20 protein-coding genes and 1 pseudogene are annotated in these 16,580 nt (G+C 40.7%); 15 read left to right on the forward strand and 6 right to left on the reverse strand.

Annotation, left to right across the window (positions count from 1 at the left end):
* Together IE164_RS18150 and IE164_RS18155 are read left to right on the forward strand one after the other, a co-directional pair.
* On the forward strand, positions 1–1,135 hold a 1,135-nt coding region (locus IE164_RS18150; RefSeq protein WP_229838775.1), incomplete at its 5' end, for an RHS repeat domain-containing protein.
* Positions 1,136–1,141: 6 nt separating this feature from the next.
* Complete coding sequence (locus IE164_RS18155) at positions 1,142–1,378, forward strand: hypothetical protein (RefSeq protein ID WP_189631702.1); 237 nt, start codon at positions 1,142–1,144, stop codon at positions 1,376–1,378.
* 98 nt (positions 1,379–1,476) lie between these two features.
* On the opposite strand, the gene IE164_RS18160 is transcribed toward IE164_RS18155, so the two are convergent.
* Positions 1,477–1,803 (reverse strand): helix-turn-helix domain-containing protein, encoded by a 327-nt coding sequence (locus IE164_RS18160; RefSeq protein WP_189631703.1) that lies wholly within the window; start codon positions 1,801–1,803, stop codon positions 1,477–1,479.
* Between the two features lie 148 nt (positions 1,804–1,951).
* On the opposite strand from IE164_RS18160, the gene IE164_RS18165 reads away from it, so the two are divergent.
* The 3 genes from IE164_RS18165 (at position 1,952) to IE164_RS18175 (ending at position 4,397) form a co-directional block, all read left to right on the forward strand.
* The gene (locus IE164_RS18165) at positions 1,952–2,137 is read left to right on the forward strand and encodes a hypothetical protein (RefSeq protein WP_189631704.1); all 186 of its coding nucleotides are present in this window, start codon (positions 1,952–1,954) and stop codon (positions 2,135–2,137) included.
* Positions 2,138–2,276: 139 nt separating this feature from the next.
* On the forward strand, positions 2,277–3,608 hold the full coding sequence (locus tag IE164_RS18170) for an RHS repeat-associated core domain-containing protein (protein WP_189631705.1): 1,332 nt from the start codon (positions 2,277–2,279) through the stop codon (positions 3,606–3,608).
* A 15-nt stretch (positions 3,609–3,623) separates the two neighbouring features.
* Entirely contained in the window at positions 3,624–4,397 is a 774-nt protein-coding gene (locus IE164_RS18175) for a hypothetical protein (protein ID WP_189631706.1), read from the forward strand.
* A 59-nt stretch (positions 4,398–4,456) separates the two neighbouring features.
* Here IE164_RS18175 and IE164_RS18180 read toward each other — a convergent pair whose 3' ends face one another.
* The gene (locus IE164_RS18180) at positions 4,457–4,597 is read right to left on the reverse strand and encodes a hypothetical protein (protein WP_189631707.1); all 141 of its coding nucleotides are present in this window, start codon (positions 4,595–4,597) and stop codon (positions 4,457–4,459) included.
* Between the two features lie 223 nt (positions 4,598–4,820).
* Here IE164_RS18180 and IE164_RS18185 point away from each other — a divergent pair, with 223 nt between their 5' ends.
* From IE164_RS18185 to IE164_RS18195, 3 genes are all read left to right on the forward strand, one after another.
* On the forward strand, positions 4,821–5,954 hold the full coding sequence (locus tag IE164_RS18185; protein ID WP_189631708.1) for an RHS repeat domain-containing protein: 1,134 nt from the start codon (positions 4,821–4,823) through the stop codon (positions 5,952–5,954).
* A 502-nt stretch (positions 5,955–6,456) separates the two neighbouring features.
* Entirely contained in the window at positions 6,457–7,803 is a 1,347-nt protein-coding gene (locus tag IE164_RS18190) for an RHS repeat-associated core domain-containing protein (RefSeq protein ID WP_189631709.1), read from the forward strand.
* 6 nt (positions 7,804–7,809) lie between these two features.
* Complete coding sequence (locus IE164_RS18195) at positions 7,810–8,250, forward strand: hypothetical protein (RefSeq protein ID WP_189631710.1); 441 nt, start codon at positions 7,810–7,812, stop codon at positions 8,248–8,250.
* An 86-nt stretch (positions 8,251–8,336) separates the two neighbouring features.
* Here the strand turns inward: IE164_RS18195 and IE164_RS18555 are convergent, their stop codons facing one another.
* Both IE164_RS18555 and IE164_RS18205 read right to left on the reverse strand, forming a co-directional pair.
* The gene (locus IE164_RS18555) at positions 8,337–8,693 is read right to left on the reverse strand and encodes a helix-turn-helix domain-containing protein (protein WP_189631753.1); all 357 of its coding nucleotides are present in this window, start codon (positions 8,691–8,693) and stop codon (positions 8,337–8,339) included.
* Between the two features lie 310 nt (positions 8,694–9,003).
* Positions 9,004–9,177 (reverse strand): helix-turn-helix domain-containing protein, encoded by a 174-nt coding sequence (locus IE164_RS18205; protein WP_189631711.1) that lies wholly within the window; start codon positions 9,175–9,177, stop codon positions 9,004–9,006.
* Positions 9,178–9,342: 165 nt separating this feature from the next.
* Here IE164_RS18205 and IE164_RS18210 point away from each other — a divergent pair, with 165 nt between their 5' ends.
* Complete coding sequence (locus IE164_RS18210) at positions 9,343–10,512, forward strand: RHS repeat-associated core domain-containing protein (protein WP_189631712.1); 1,170 nt, start codon at positions 9,343–9,345, stop codon at positions 10,510–10,512.
* A 20-nt stretch (positions 10,513–10,532) separates the two neighbouring features.
* On the forward strand, positions 10,533–11,045 hold the full coding sequence (locus IE164_RS18215) for a hypothetical protein (protein WP_189631713.1): 513 nt from the start codon (positions 10,533–10,535) through the stop codon (positions 11,043–11,045).
* A 96-nt stretch (positions 11,046–11,141) separates the two neighbouring features.
* On the opposite strand, the gene IE164_RS18220 is transcribed toward IE164_RS18215, so the two are convergent.
* Positions 11,142–11,282, reverse strand: a complete 141-nt coding sequence (locus IE164_RS18220) for a hypothetical protein (RefSeq protein ID WP_189631714.1) — start codon at positions 11,280–11,282, stop codon at positions 11,142–11,144.
* Positions 11,283–11,408: 126 nt separating this feature from the next.
* Between IE164_RS18220 and IE164_RS18225 the strand changes: the two are divergent.
* A pseudogene (locus tag IE164_RS18225) lies at positions 11,409–12,227 on the forward strand (RHS repeat domain-containing protein); the annotation flags it as partial.
* A gap of 453 nt (positions 12,228–12,680) precedes the next feature.
* Here the strand turns inward: IE164_RS18225 and IE164_RS18230 are convergent.
* The gene (locus IE164_RS18230) at positions 12,681–13,022 is read right to left on the reverse strand and encodes a helix-turn-helix domain-containing protein (protein WP_189631715.1); all 342 of its coding nucleotides are present in this window, start codon (positions 13,020–13,022) and stop codon (positions 12,681–12,683) included.
* A 148-nt stretch (positions 13,023–13,170) separates the two neighbouring features.
* On the opposite strand from IE164_RS18230, the gene IE164_RS18235 reads away from it, so the two are divergent.
* The 4 genes from IE164_RS18235 (at position 13,171) to IE164_RS18250 (ending at position 16,234) form a co-directional block, all read left to right on the forward strand.
* On the forward strand, positions 13,171–13,356 hold the full coding sequence (locus tag IE164_RS18235; protein WP_189631716.1) for a hypothetical protein: 186 nt from the start codon (positions 13,171–13,173) through the stop codon (positions 13,354–13,356).
* 61 nt (positions 13,357–13,417) lie between these two features.
* Positions 13,418–14,404, forward strand: coding sequence for an RHS repeat-associated core domain-containing protein (locus IE164_RS18240; RefSeq protein WP_189631717.1), 987 nt, complete (start codon positions 13,418–13,420; stop codon positions 14,402–14,404).
* Between the two features lie 733 nt (positions 14,405–15,137).
* Positions 15,138–15,404 carry a transposase gene (locus IE164_RS18245; protein WP_189631718.1) on the forward strand — a complete coding sequence of 89 codons (267 nt, stop codon included), beginning with the start codon at positions 15,138–15,140 and terminating at the stop codon, positions 15,402–15,404.
* A 95-nt stretch (positions 15,405–15,499) separates the two neighbouring features.
* On the forward strand, positions 15,500–16,234 hold the full coding sequence (locus IE164_RS18250) for a hypothetical protein (protein ID WP_189631719.1): 735 nt from the start codon (positions 15,500–15,502) through the stop codon (positions 16,232–16,234).
* Positions 16,235–16,580 lie beyond the last annotated feature (346 nt).

The raw sequence follows: 16,580 nt of genomic DNA on the forward strand, positions 1-16,580 counted from the left end.
TCAAGTCGGCAGTACGGCTAATGTTCACCATCAACTCACCCTTAATAAGTCTATTGCCCAGGGAGGGTATATCTACATCTACCTCTCCAATGAGAGCAACACCAATCACAATGTGTACTTCGATGACCTGAGGATTACCCACACCAAGGGCCAGATACTACAGGAAGATCATTATTATCCCTTTGGCGCTACCATCAGTGCACTAAGTTCAAGTGCGCCACTATCGAAGCCTAATCGTTATAAGCTATCAGGTAATGAAGAGCAGGTAGACTTTGATTGGAATGTCTATGATTTTAATGCAAGAATTTATGATCCACAACTTGGTCTTTTTCTACATACAGATCCATTGGCAGATGTACAGGAGAGTTGGACTCCTTATCATTATAATTATGGAAACCCTATGAGGTTTATTGACCCTACAGGTCTTTATTCTACTGAGGAATGGAAAAAGGATAATGGAATATCTGATGACGATATGGTGACTGTTTATGAGGCTTCTGAGAATGAAAATGAGCCTGATGACTGGATTAAAAATTTGTTATCAGGAGAATATGTTTGGGATAACTCAGTAAAAGGAGATGGTGACACACCAGATGGGTTTAAGTATATTGGAAAATCTATTAGAGATGTAAAAAATGACTTTGATGAGGGAACTTCATGGTTTAACTTTTGGTCAAAACCCAATATAAATTCTAAGGGCTGGCCGGGAGAGATACTTCCAGAACAAAGAAATGCCGCGGGGAGGTTAAAAGATGAAATAGAAGGATCTCCAATGATAATTAGGGTAGCAGGTGGAGCACTTTATGATGTCGCTGATAATTTTTATATCTCTTTTCTACAACTTGGAGGTAACCGATACAGTCTCGAAGGTTACGGTATGTCTAATAATGAGGTAACAGATGCTGGTGTAAATACATTTGTTACAGCAATCCCATATTCTAGAGCAGCAAGAGTAGAAAAGCTCAATGCTGCAAGCTTTAGCAGTATGTTAAAAGGTACGATCTTAAATAAGTGGCTATATAGAACAGGGAATAATATAAGAGGTAAAGTAAATCAAGCTTTCAATTATGTATATTCTCGCCAAATTGATTACTCAATTAAAGTTGTCGTTGGAGCGACTGGAGCAAATAACTAATATTTTATGTTTGATAATATCATAGGCTCAATATTACTTGAATATTTAGGGGCAATAATTAAGTGGGTTATTTCAATACCTGTTTTATTCCTTAAAGGAGAGAAGCCAATATCTTTCGGTCAATATTGGAAAAAACGTAAAAACTCAAATCCAATAGACTCAATTATGGGGGGAGTATCAAATATTTTTATTGGATTGTTGTTTTTGGTCTTATTGATCCTCTTTCTTAATAAGGTTTTATGATGAAATACTGAGAGAGTGAATTAAGATTATCAAATTTGAATCTAGTGATATATAAAACCAGAAACCAGCTTCAGAAATGGAGCTGGTTTTTTTATGCCCTACAGACTCTTAAGTTTAGCTGCTTTGATCAGATTGTCTAGGGTGTAGAAGATGTTGTTCTTGTCCTCTTCGGGCAGCCTCTCGATATCCTCCAGGCGTTGCATGGTCTTTTTGTCCAGGATCTTCAGCTCCGCATCCCCGACCAAATGGTCTAATGAAACCTCCATGGCATCGGCCAGCTTCTTGGCTGTGTCGATGGAAGGCTTCATCTCGTCCCTTTCGTACTTGCCCACGATGTCCCCGTTAACGCCAGGCCGTTTTCCGATCTCGGCCTGGGAAAGCCTCTGTTCCTTGCGACAGAACGCCAGTTTTTGTCCAAAAGTCATGCTGTATAGTTCAGGTTTAAGTAGTAAAAACAGGGTTTTTCACAATATTAGGGGAAGTATTGTTCATAGACAATCGGGATAGTTCTTGTTGAGTTTGGAAGGAAAAGGTAGTTTTACGAAGGGTCATTCAGTAAAAAATATTTTTTCCATGGAAAGAAGTTTAGACACCACCAATGCAAAACACATCACTTACAAAAAACCACCGCTAGAAATCACCATCCTTGGTGGAATACGCCTCGATGGATTAGACCGATTAAGAACCACGCTGAAAATCCAGGTGGAGCACCTGGCCATCCGCCACAACCCCCTAATCCTCGTTACAAACGAAGATTAAAGATTCAACATTTTAAAAGCGGTATTGAAGTGTAAAACCCCGGGCCTACCTCAACTATATTCTATTCGATAAAGATTTTAGATTTGTAGATGCAGGGTATAACCAGATAGGCGATGCTTTAGGTGTCCATCAGTAGCTAATGATTACCAAACCAGTAGAACAAGCCGGCTTCACCTACATCTACCTCTCCAATGAGAGCAACACCACTCACGATGTCTACTTTGATGACTTGGTAATTACCCACACCTCCGCCAATGCCACTTTGCAAGCTGATGACTACTATCCTTTTGGCCTGCCGATGGAAGGGAGCAACTCCTTTTTAGAAGCTGGGGTAGAACCTAATCGGTTCTTGTACCAAGGCAAAGAGTGGCAGACAGAGTTAGGACTGAACCTTTATGACTTCCATGCCAGACAGTTTGATCCGGCTTTGGGAAGGTTTATCTCAGTGGATGCAGCCTCTCAGTTCTCCAGTCCATACTTGGGCATGGGGAATATACCAACAATGGGAGTAGACCCTGACGGGAATATCTTCTTCATATTCCCGAGTATCAGTTTTAATGGAGAGTTTAGTATAAGCCTGACAGTAGGGTTTGGAATCCCAAAACTGTTCGACATATCAGGAACAGTAGGTTATAATTTCAATCAGGATAGGGGATTTGCCTCGGTTGGGGTGACGGCAGGCCCTTTTAGTTTCTCTTACGGTACTGGCGGGCTGAATGCAAGTGTTGGCTATGGGTTCAACCAAAGCGGTTTTAACGCAGGGGTAGGACTGAATTACAATTTCAGTGAAAAAAAGGTTGGTCTGGGCTACTTGGTAGGTTATGGGCATAGGTTTGAGTCTGGGAGGCAACCAAACTTACAAGGTGTGATTTATGAGCCAAACTACCCTGAAGTGCCCCCTGATACTGTTCAGCTAAAAGGAGTGGATGGACTCCCTAGGCTTAGGACAAAAGAATTGCCTGATATAGTAGATACTGATGCGACATACGAAACAAGGGGTTACTATTCAGTAACTATTACAGGAAGGCGTTGGTCACCGCCCTATAGGCTCCTTAACCCAACTGGGTATCATGTCAGAAATGAAGCATCGGGCAGTGGATACTATGGTGCCAGTAGAGACGGTGGTGCAAGAAGGCATTTGGGTTTAGATCTCTTGTCTGCGGTAAACCAGACCATCTCTGCACTTGCTGACGGAGAAGTGTTTTACAGATCTACTGGAAGTAGGAGGGTCAGTTTTAGGCCAGGTGATTCAGAACTTTTAATAGATAGGATGGATTTATTGTATGCAAACCCTCCAGAGGGGGCAAAGCATGGTGTCTGGCTTCCGGTACGAAGGGGACAGAACATTGGAACACAGTTGCCAATGTCTACGTTCGGTTACTCAATAAATGTGACAAGCCATATACATATCCAAATAATATCAAACGGAAACTGGGTCAATCCTTTACCTTACTTCTTTCCTTATCGTTAAATGAAAACAATGAATATGGGTGTTCCCTTTTTTTTGAGCTTTATGCTTCTTTTGACAGGCATCAATTCAAGAATCAATCCTGATCATCAGATTTTTCTGATGGGTGAGTGGCTGATGAAAACAGACTATGAATCGCCTGACTTAATCGTGATAAGGGCGGATGGTACATATTCAGTTTATAACGAAATGGATTTAGTATTCCAAAATGACTATACCACTGTTGATACTACTGCAAAGTCATGGTTCGCTTTCGATTATGGGGGACAAACCGCAAGAACTGAAATTGGTAGATGGTCTTTTAATTTAAATGATAGCACGCTTAAGTTTTTTGAAAGAGGCTTTTTGAAAAGTGAGTCAGAGTTCAATTCATTTTACGGAAAAAATCGAGATCTATTTTTCAAGGTTCAAGTTCACGGTCAAAACCGTATTAAGCTTTGTCCGTCAAATGATGCCAAACGTTGTATGGTCTATGTAAGAAACCCAGAGTATCTAAAAGCTGAAGGACAAACTTTCTATACTTCGTTTTGTAAGAATTATAGTGGCACTGGGCGGGTCACAGAGTCACTCAGTCTATCTGGTTATGAAAGTTCACTACTATTAGAGTATACTTTTTTAAGCAATAGTGGTGAGATCATTTTTACGGATAAAAAGGGCAGAACGGTAAGGACAGTAAAAGTCTCTGAAAAAGTAGAGGAACAAAAAATCGAGATTAGCCTGAGAGGTATAACCCAATTGAATTTTGAAGTTAAAACGGAAGGTTCTTGGCAAGCCAAGATAGATATTAAGTGAAACCTTCAAACCAAACCCATGGCTCAGTAGTGAGCTCTTTATGAATAAGCCTTTCTGGCCTAAGCGTCCCTGATAAATACATCCACCATACGGAAGATATACTGCCTGTCCTCTTCGGATAGTTTAGCTACCTCTTTGAGCCTGTCAAAGGTCTCTTTGTTCGGTTCGGTGTCCGTCTTGCCCACCAGGTAATCCGCCATCTTCGCAGCCACCTCTATGGAAGGCTTCATCTCATCACGCTCATAGCGGCCCTTTTATTCCCCAGAAACTGTACGAGGTCTTGCTGTGACAGCCTTCCTTCTCTTTTCCGTGCTTCCAATAACCTCCCCCTAACCCTCTTTTGTAACGAGGATTAAAGATTTTAAATTTGTAGATGCAGGGTATAATCAGGTAGGCAACACCTCAGGAGCCCATCAGCAGCTTATGATTACCAAACCAGTAGAACAAGCCGGCTTCATCTACATCTACCTCTCCAATGAGAGCAACACCTCTCACGATGTGTACTTCGATGACCTGAGGATTACCCACACCAAGGGCCAGATACTACTGGAAGATCATTATTATCCCTTTGGACTCTCGATAAGTGCACTGAGCAGCACAGCGCCATTGAGCAAGCCCAATCAGTTCAAGTATAATGGGAAGGAGCTTAATACTGAATTTGATATTGGGGTTTATGATTATGGTAAGAGGCAGTATGACCCACAATTAGGTAGGTTTATGCAGGTAGACCCACTTACTGACTTGGCGTTTAATCAAAATCCATATCACTATGTTATGAACAATCCGATGATATTCAATGATCCGAGTGGGATGGCGGCTAAGTTTTACTATGATGATGAATCAGGAGAATATATAAAGGAGAAGAAGAATGGTAAGAAAAAAGTAGTTAGTTGGCAAAGAGCTTTTGCAGCGCATGGCATTTCTACCGGTGGAAACGGTGATAATGATAATGGCAAAAACTCTCAAGAGTCTAATTATATTGATTACGAGATAGATAAAGAAAATGGAGTACATATTTTTCAGTTTACGACAACAACTTCTCGAACTGTGAACGTTCAGACAGGAGCTTATTCAGCTGTACAAAAGAGGGAAAAGACCAATAAGACTATTACAATAAAAGTTAAGGTCGTCAATGGAAAGCCAACTGTGATTTTTGAGTCCTTAACAGTTAATGCTTCAATTGATAAAGTAGGGCTATCTTTTATGGGAGTTGGTAATAAAAACCAAGATGAAGTAACAGTTGAAGCTGATGTGAGTGATAATAATTACTCAGCTTTTACAAAAGCTTTAGTTGATAAAATAAATGCTCAACTAACGTTAAAACCTGATTGGAATCCATTTGAAGAATCGGTGGATAACTCTGTGGTTCAAAATGTAGGTTTAGCATTGGGGCTGGTTACGTTATCGGGGGGTAAGAGTGGGTTGCCAGGAAAAGGTTGGTCAACAGTAGGTTGGTACTTAACAGGTTTTTTGTTGGCAGATCAAGTTGATGATTACCTAAGGCCAATTTTTAGAAATAAGGCAAGAATTTTTACTACTAATACATTGGTAAAGTAATGGAGAAACCAATTAGAGATAACAAGAAACTGTTTCAGCCATTTCTGACCTTGGTGATAGTTTTAATAGGGGTTATTGTCGAAAGTAGGGATGATTACCCTGAATTTTCAATTTGGATATTATTAGGTTGTTTTGCCATTATTAGGATCGTCTGGATTTTGACTACTAAAGAGTCCAAAGACAAAGGATAGTAACGTTTTGAGAAGTCAGATAACTTTTCGTCATACATACAAAGCCCCTTTCGAGGGGCTTTTTTATTGCGCCAGTTTTTGGATCTGTTTTTTGGTGATGAACGCATATATGGGCTTTTGACCACATCTCGGTCATCTCCCCCCCCTAACCCTAGTTACAAACGAAGATTAAAGATTCAACATTTTAAAAGCGGTATTGAAGTGTAATACCCCGGGCTTAACTCAACTACATTCTATTCGATAAAGATTTTAAATTTGTAGATGCAGGGTATAACCAGGTAGGCAACACCTCAGGAGCCCATCAGCAGCTAATGATTACCAAACCAGTAGAACAAGCCGGCTTCACCTACATCTACCTCTCCAATGAGAGCAACACCACTCACGATGTCTACTTTGATGACTTGCTAATTACCCACACCTCCGCCAATGCCACTTTGCAAGCTGATGACTACTATCCCTTTGGTCTACCGATGGAAGGTTCCAATTCCTTCTTAGGGGCTGGGGTGTCAAAGAACAGATTCCTATACCAGGGCAAAGAATGGCATACAGAGCTAGGGTTGAACCTCTATGACTTCCATGCTCGGCAGTTCGATCCGGCTATTGGAAGATGGTTAGCCATTGATCCGCAGGATCAGTTTATGAGCCCATATCTGGGGATGGGGAATGTGCCGACCTTGATGGTCGATCCCGATGGGGAGTTTGGGTTTTTGGCAGCGGTAGCGATTGGCGCATTATTAGGGAGCACAAGTTATACGGCCAGTGTTGCTCTAAGTCCTGGCGGCTTTCAGAACTGGGACTGGGGCCAATTTGGTTTGAGTGCTGGCATAGGTGCTGTCTCTGGATCTGCTGCATTTGGGGTTGGTGTGGCATTTAAGGCAGCTTATGGAGCTAGCTTGAATTTTGGGCAGACTGCTCTGCAATCTGCGGCTCACGGGGTTACTCAAGGTACTATAGGGGCGGCAACGGGCGGAGACTTTCTACATTCAGCAGCATCAGGTTTTGTGGGTTCTATGGCAGGGGCTGGACTTAATAAAGTTGGAGGAAGTCTAGGTGCAGGAGGTAAACTTGGTTTGAGTGCTTTATCTGGAGGTGTTTTAGGTGGTGCAGGATCAGCATTGACAGGCGGGAAGTTTTGGACAGGTTTTGGAAAAGGTGCTATCACCGCAACAGCTAACCATGGGTTGCATGCAGCAGCTAATGAATTAGAAAATAGTGCCCTTATAAGAAGAATTAAGAAAGAAGGGTGGAGCCCCATCGATTTGAGTGAAAACCCGCATAAAGCAACTGTTGAGGGTTATAGAGTTGCTAGACTCTATAGTAGAGGGCGATTACCTCAATTGAATGAGCAATTTCCAGATGGTTTCAGAATTCAAGACTTATTTGATATGTCCTCAATACCTGTTGGCTCAAAAGGATGGACTGATATGTCTGGTGAAAAGATTGGTTCAATCTATATGTATAAGCATAAAGATATGAGTATCAGGATTGACTCTAAATCATTTAATATAGGTGATGTGAGCACCCTGAATAATAACGAGATCAGGCTATTTGATAATTCACAGTACTGGACTGAGCATACTATTAGCTGGATCAAATACAGCTCTGGAGCTCATGGCCGTTGGTTGGGGGCGATAAACTTTATCAATGGGAAAAAATAGCGAAGAATGAAAAAAGTAATCTTATTCATCTTGTCTGTCAATGTTTTCACTGTTGCATGCAAGAACGATTCTTTTGATAGAAAAATACTGGGCTCTTGGTCTGGCTGTTTTTCTGAATCTCAATATTCTGAAATTCATTTTTATGATGATGTGTTTTTTAATTTTTTCCCAGAAGATGAAAGCCCTCAAATCAGAAGATATTCAATAAAAGATGATAGCCTATTTATGTATGAATACTTAGAGTCAGATGAAAGAAAATTCATTTACAAGATGGAATTTAAGGGCAGTGATATACTTGTTTTTAGTGACAGTTCCACATTAATTCATTTGCAGCGCTTGCCAATGCCTGATCAGATCGAAAAGGACATCTCAAAAAAACCGGATTTATTGAATGTATACCTTGGGCAACTGTCAAGACGAGCGGCTAAATTTGATTGTCGAAACTAAATTATAGTATCTCTTCATATGAAGAGGTCGTAGCCTAAATATTGAGTATATAGAGAAAACCAGCTTCGTTACCGAGGCTGGTTTTTTTATTTCGCCAGTTGCTGTTGCATGTCCTTTTGGAAGATAAAGGCCTTGAGCATGGCCTTGATGGCCTCCTTGTCGGTATCGTTAAGCTGCTGTGCTTTAGAGAACATGGAGAGCAGTTCCGAATCCTGGATCTTGGCTTTGGCCTTCTCTTGGTCAGCCCCGTAGACCAGATCGTCCACAGAAACCTCCAGTACATCCGCAAGCTTTTTGATCACATCTACGGACGGTATGGTCTGGTTGCGCTCATAACGGGAGATGTGTATGGAATGTATCCCATCAAGTCCGCAAGCTGCCCTTGCGGAATCCCCTTGCCGCTCCTGATGTCCTTTAAATGCTCGCCAAATGTGCTCATAAATATGCGCTTATGGCTTCAAAAGTATCATAAATGACTATTGAAACAAATAAATCATAACCATATTCAGCTAATTAACTGATCAGGTTAGCGATAAAAGTCTTGCAATGTATAACCATATACTGTAAGGTTGTAGTCAAATATGGTTACCCATGAAAGAAGCCGAAAAATTTAACACCACCAACCCCCAGCACCTTGTCTACGCCCCCCTTTTTTTGCAGATAGCCGTGCTTGGTGGTATAAGGTTAGATGGTCTGGATAGACTAAGAACCACCCTCAAGCTCACGATAGAACAATTAAGTCTCAGACACTCACTAGACCTTTACAACCACGGCCAGGTAATCCGCCATATTCGCAGCCACTTCAATAGAAGGCTTCATCTCATCACGCTCATAACTGCCGATGGCCAGCCCTTTTGTTCCCAGAAACTGTGCAAGGTCTTCCTGTGACAGCCTCCCTTCTTTTTCGTGCTTCCAATAACCTCCCACTAGTCCTCGTTACAAACGAAGATTAAAGATTCAGCATTTTAAAAGCGGTATTAAAGTGCAAAACTCTGAGCCTACCTCAACTATATTCTTTTCGATAAAGATTTTAAATTTGTAGATGCAGAGTATAAGCAGGTAGGCAACACCTTAGGAGTCCATCAGCAGCTTATGATTGAACAAGCCGGTTTCATCTATCTCTACCTCTCCAATGAGAGCAACACCTCTCACGATGTGTACTTCGATGACCTGAGGATTACCCACACCAAGGGCCAGATACTACAGGAAGATCATTATTATCCTTTCGGACTCGGAATAGCTGCGTTATCAAGTACTGCACCATTATCGAAACCAAATAGCTTCATGTATAATGGTAAAGAATTCGATGGAGACCTTGATTTAGGCATGTACAACTATGGGACAAGATTATACGATCCGACCATAGGAAGGTGGAACGGTGTTGATGCTTATGCTGAGAAATATGGTTCATTAAGCCCTTATCATTTTGCAGGCAACACTCCGACCAATGCATTTGATGTAGATGGCAACCTTTTCGTATTTGCAAATGGATTTATGCCTAGTCACTATTGGGCTGGTATCCAACCACAAAGGATTTCAACATTCTCAAGGACGGGTAGGTTAACTTACTTAGGGCCGAACCCCAGCTATTCTCGTTATGCCCCTGACAGAGGTTTTTATGAAGGTGGCCCTAGAAATAACGGACAACAATTTCAAGAGGATTATTGGAACGTAATAGGTGAATTCTATACGAGTACCTATGGTGAAATGGGAGAAACAGTTCTATATACTAATGGATCACATACTCCAAAATCTACGGCTAGTGCCAGGTTTAAGTCAGGGCAAAAAGCCGGTCAGGATTTGATATCACAGCTGGACAACAAGAGTATCTCTCTAAACCCTGGGGAAACGATTAAAATTATTGGGCATAGTAAGGGAGCTGCCTACGCAGCTGGAATAGCTACGGAATTGGCTAAGCATGAAAAATATGGAGACCTACTGGAGTTTGTTCACTATATATCCCCTCATCAACCCGGAGGTTTTTCACACCCAGGAGGAATCCCAGGTATGCAATTTTCTACTTTTACGGATATTGTCTCATCACTATATCATCTAGGAAGACTAGGAGACAACAATGTAATTGCTTGGTTGCAAAAACTTGTCTCTGGCAATACAGGAATGGAAAAGATAGATGGAATAAGCGATGATGATTATCATACTCGAGGGGGTTATGATAGCCCTTATAAAGGGCATGAAGTTGACACTTGGATTAGCTATTTTAGAGGATTAGGAATAAATGTGAACGTCATAGGAGGAAATTGATTAGTTCTAAATATATATATGTGATTTTGGTAGCTCTGTTATTGACAAGTTGTGGACCCAAGAAGACGGAATTCAATGGTGAAGAACTTGACTTCATAGATACCTACCAAGTTGGAGATACGCTTGTGTTTAAATCGGAACACGATGAATATAATACTATGACGATTGTTCACAAGCAAGTATATTATCCTGAGTACATACCTATTGAGGTTCATGGCAAGTATTTACCTCAAACTGCGGATATTAGATATTCTCAGCCAAGTAGAGGTTTTGACAGTTTAAAGTTCATGACCATGAGAAAAAGAAACCCTAAAGAATCCTCATTGTATTTTGGGTTTAATGGTGGCATGGAACTGTTCTTTACGAACTCCGAGATAGGCCTAGGACTTGATGAAATTCTTATAGGCGACACCTTTGTTTTTGAGATGAATGAGCAAAAGGAAGGAAGAGTTCAAACCATTTATTGGCATAAAGACAAGGGGATTGCCAAGTACATTATGGTTGATGGAACAGTCTGGAACCGAATTAACTAATAACTAGAAATAATAATAATATAAACCCAGCTTTTATTTAGGGGCTGGCTTTTTTCATGAATACGCCTGTTTAGCTTTAAAGCCCCATGCAGTGCATCAACAACCCTCCAGAGTCAGTCTTTTCCTTATTAGGAAGAGAGGAAGTATCTTCTGGTCTTTGGCTTCATCTACATCTACCTCTCCAATGAGAGCAACACCACTCACGATGTCTACTTCGATGACCTGAGGGTTACCCACACCAAGAGCAAGATTCTACAGGAAGATCATTACTATCCCTTTGGTGCGAACATATCCGCTCTAAGTAGCACGGCCCCGCTTTAGAGACCAAATAGATTTAAAGCCAATGGAGGCAGTGAGTTTAATTCTGACTTCAATCTCAATAATTATGAGACTTTGTTCCGAGGTTATGACCCGCAACTAGGGCGCTTCAATCAGGTTGACCCCTTGGCTGAACTGTTCTATGCATGGACTCCATATCAATTTGGCTTTAATGACCCTATATTTTGGAGTGATCCACTGGGGTTGAGTCCACAGGGGAATTCTTCGTATGCAATTTGTCCAACATGTCCTGATGATCCTTTTTATGATCCTTATTGTGAATCGAGCGATACATACATTTATGAAGAAGGGTTAAGCATATTTCCTTTTTTGGAGACCGTAACGGTTATTGGTCAAAGAGAGGACGAAGAAGACGATAGTGAATGGTTTGGGTATCTTGGAGATGTAGCCAATTCAGGAGGGTTGGTAGCGGCAGGACTGGCACCGACTTTTAGAGATGCTGCGTCTTTAGCCAAGCACAATCCTTCTGGCTCAGTACCGCTTTGGTTAAAGAAAAACATTTTTGAAGAAACAACGAGATTACCTAATAATAATGCTCTTAAAATAGGTAACCTGAAAGGCTCTGCAGTACTCAAAATAAATAGAGTTACGAGTGTTGCTGGCCCTGCTATGGGTGCCCTCAGTGTTGTTTCAACTGGAGCCGATATAATAAGTGATGGAGAACTGAGCGCAGGAGACGGTGTTCAAGCTTTAATAACTGGAGCACAGATTGTTTTCCCAGTGTTTGGGGTTATTTATGGTGCAATTGACTTAGGGTTTACTGTTTTTACAGATCAAAGCTTAACCTCTAGAATAAAAGAAGGGATTGACTCTAATATTAATGGGAGTATCAAACTAAAGTAGGCATGTATTTATTTAATTACTTATTTTTTAGGTTCTCGAAAAATAGGACAAGTAACCCCAGATTTTATGGGCTTATGTCAATTACTGTCATAGAAGGGTTTTTATTGTTGTCCATTTTTAAAGTAGTTATTATTGAGGTCTATGATTATTCGAAGTTTATAGAGATGCAAGAGAGCGGGCTGCTTAGAGTCCTAATTATTATACCTGTTTTAATTATAGGCTTAATCAATCACTACTATTATTCCGGAAAAAGAATCAAGAGTTTTTTACAAAGATGGGAACATGAAAGTCCTGTAATTATAAAGATTAAGGTTGTTGCTTTTTTGATTTTAGTGATAGGTCTAACCCTGTTTTTACCGACCATTTTTAATGGCATTAGGGGCTATTGGTAAAATATTCCACTAATTGTAAGGTTTGGACTCCCAATCGCTGTTTAGTGGTTGGGAGTTTTTTTTATGAGGCCAGTTTTTTGTGGGCATCGGTCATCTGTGCATCCCTGAGCAGGGAGTCCATGACCAAGAGTATGCGTTCGCGCTCCTCTTTTGAAATGCTGCCCAATACCTCAAGCCTGTAGAGCATCTTTTTGTCGATGACCATATTGGTAGAACCGATCAGGTAATCGAGCGAAACCCCAAGGGCATCGGCCAGCTTCTTGGCCGTGTCGATGGAAGGCTTCATCTCATCCCTTTCGTACTTGCCCACGATGTCCCCGTTAACGCCAGACCGTTTTCCGATCTCGGTCTGGGAAAGCCTCTGTTCCTTGCGGCAGAACGCCAGTTTTTGTCCAAAAGTCATGCTGTATAGTTCAGGTTTAAGTAGTAAAAACAGGGTTTTTCACAACATTAGGGGAAGTATTGTTCATAGACAATCGGGATAGTTCTTGTTGAGTTTAGAAGGAAAAGGTAGTTTTACGAAGGGTCATTCAGTAAAAAATATTTTTTCCATGGAAAGAAGTTTAGACACCACCAACGCAGAACACATCGCCTACAAAAAGCCACCGCTGGAAATCACCATCCTTGGTGGAATACGCCTCGATGGATTGGATAGATTAAGGACAACCCTCAAAGTCCAGGTAGAACACCTGGCCATCCGCCACAACCCCCTAACCCTCGTTACAAACGAGGATTAAAGGTTATAGTATTTTAAATGCGATGTCGAAGTGTAATACCTCAGGAGCCCATCAGCAGCTTATGATTACCAAACCAGTAGAACAAGCCGGCTTCATCTACATCTACCTCTCCAATGAGAGCAACACCACTCACGATGTATACTTCGATGACCTGAGGATTACACACACCAAGAGCAAGATTCTACAGGAAGATCATTACTATCCTTTCGGTGGGTCGATAACTGCGCTGAGTAGTACTGCTCCGTTGTCCAAACCAAACAACTTCAAATACAATGGAAATGAAGAGCAAATAGACTTCGATTTAAACTTGTATGACTTCAATGCTAGGTTCTATGATCCTGTTTTAGGAAGGTTTACTTCTGTTGATCCTCTAGCTGATCATCCACAACAGTACAATCAATCAACTTATCAATTTGGATGGAATAATCCGATATTGTTGAATGATCCTACAGGAGAATGTCCTGACTGCATTGCTCAAGTCATTGGGTGGCTGTATCGTAAAAAATCTCAATACTCAAATATTGCCAAACCAGGTTTGGAATCTGCAAATAGAGTAATCAACAATAAATCAGGAGAGTTGCCAAACTCTATTGATGTCGATTCTTATACTCGTGATATTATTAAAGTGTCTACAACCATTGATGATGTAAACACTACAACAGAATCTTTATCTGAATTGACAGATCAAATTGTCGGGGATTTTGGTGAAGGTGCTGTGAAGACAGGCGATGCGATGCAAAAAACTGGAATAGGGGCAACCTTATTAGGTGCTCCTGAAGTAGGTGTGCCGCTTTCGGCTGCGGGTACTGTTGCTGAGACAATAGGGACAGGCATACTAATTTTCCAGGATATTGCCAAAGGAGATTATAAAAATGCATTATTCAGAGGAGTGACTTTGTTTACGGACAGACAAGTTTCTAGCAAAATCAGACAGGTTATTAAGCAGCAAGAATTATCTAGTCAAGCAGGAGCTGTCTTAGATGCTAATAAGGAAGTTGTCAAAGAAGGTGTTAAAAAAGTAAAGGAAGAACTAGATAATGACAGATGATCTATTTTATGGCTTATTGTTTTTGTTAATTGGAATTGTGGGTATTCTTATTTCGGTCCGAATGGAGAACAATAAGGATGATATGTTTCTTAGTAAACCAGTTAGTTTTTCGGTTAGTATTATGATGCTAATAGGAGGTGTTTTTATACTTCTCAGAATGTTATTCTCCACATGAATAAAACTGGTTCTCTTAGTATCTTTTTTCTTTCTAGCCTTCTTATAGGGTATTTTATTTTATTTTCAACGAATCCACAGTCTATTCTTGAATTAGGGAATATGCCATTATTAGCTTTTAATTTAAGTGGGTTGACTTTGCATGCGGGGATTTCCTTTTTTCTATATGTGTTACCAGGTATTCTTCTTATCTTTTTTTCGTTCCTTTTACCAAAGAAGTTTAACAAAGGTCTTTTACCTGTAGCTTTGAAATTACTTATTCTACTTCTTGGAATAATAATGCTTTATCTAGGTTTGCAGTCATATAAGCCTGACAATGAGGATAAGTACTATCAATTGGTCATAATCATGGTAGGGTATATTTCGTTGTCTCAAATTATTTTACTTCTGTTCTTCCGCTTTTTCATAGTTTATAGCCGATTAAAATGGCCAAAGATCATCACTCTCGGTTGTTTAGTTTTGCTGGTTTTACTTTCAGTGTACCCTTCCCTTTTATGTAGCCTTCCCCGAAAACAGGACAGTTTAAAAATGAACAAATTAGTAACTTAAACTGTCAGAAATGAAACAATCACGATTTACAGAGAGCCAAATCATCAAGGCTCTGAAAGAAAACGAGCAAGGCCGAAAGGCGGAGGATATCTGTCGCGAATTGGGTATCCATAAGGGTACCTTCTACAATTGGCGGAAGAAATATTCTGGTATGGACTCCAGCCAGTTGAAAGAGTTAAAAGAACTCAAAGAGGAAAACAGGAAGCTGAAGCAGATGTATGCTGATTTGAGCCTGGATAACGTCATGCTTAAAGACGTGCTCTCAAAAAAGTTCTAAAGCCCTCTGAAAAGAAGCAACGTGCTGAATATCTTCAAAAGAACCATCAGGTGAGTATTGACAGGTCATGTAAGGTGATGAACCTCTCCAGGTCCATGTGGTACTACCAGAGCAGAAAAGATGACCGGGAGGTGATTGATAAGCTCTCAGAGCTGGCTGAACTGCTGCCTACCAGAGGTTTTGATGAGTACTATGAAAGGATCCGACAGCAGGGCTACAAGTGGAACAGAAAACGTGTTCTAAGGATCTACCGTCTAATGAAGCTGGGATTGCGCAGGAAGCATAAGAAACGACTGCCCGCCAGAGTTAAACAACCTTTGGTACAACCAGATGAATATCTACATACCTGGAGTATGGATTTTATGAGTGACGCACTAGCTGACAAGCGTAAGATCAGGATATTTAATGTGATTGATGATTACAACCGTGAAGCACTTGCTATTGAGCCTATCTTGATTGACACAGTATTTAAAGTCGGTCCAGATTCTTTGTTTGTTCATTTTGAGCACTATTGTTTGAAAGATTCCGAGTTCATTGTTCCAGCTTCTAGCTATGAGATTGCGGGAGATTTTAAAACGTACAACTTTGCTTCAAAATTAGAGGTGTCAAGTCACACAGAGGTTATCAGGAAAGAAACTTTTGATGACTTATTGTTTGAGCGTCTAAGAAATTATGGTGTACTAATGATGCCCTCAATAGCGCTGGTAAGCGAAAATGATAAAGACCTAATTAGGGTTCATTATAGTATTACCATCCCAGGGACAGACGTTGGGACAAGTGCTACTCTCTATCTGAGTCGCTTAGGAGAAAGACGAATAAGTCAATATTAAGTCAGGAAAACTGTGAAGAGCACTTATCGCATCTGGATATGATCCAAAGGAGGCAGTGAATATGACAGATGCAGACTTGATGAAGTTTGCGAATGATCATGAAGAGTCAAGTAATCTTTATTCTCTTACAACAAATACTACATTGAAAGCAGGTACCCTTCCTGCTAATAGCAACTTATCAGTTGGCTCTAGTGGTTTGTTTGAAGGAAAATTTTTGCTACGGTAAATGGAAAGAGGGTGGCTGCGACTGCTAAATTGGGCGGTTTGACAAGGTAGCACGCAAATGGGAATGTGTCGGTGCACATAGCACCAGCTCGCTTTAAAAAGGCTATCAGACTTTACATGA

Origin of the sequence: Roseivirga thermotolerans (assembly GCF_014653175.1) — a bacterium.
GTDB classification, from domain to species: domain Bacteria; phylum Bacteroidota; class Bacteroidia; order Cytophagales; family Cyclobacteriaceae; genus Roseivirga; species Roseivirga thermotolerans.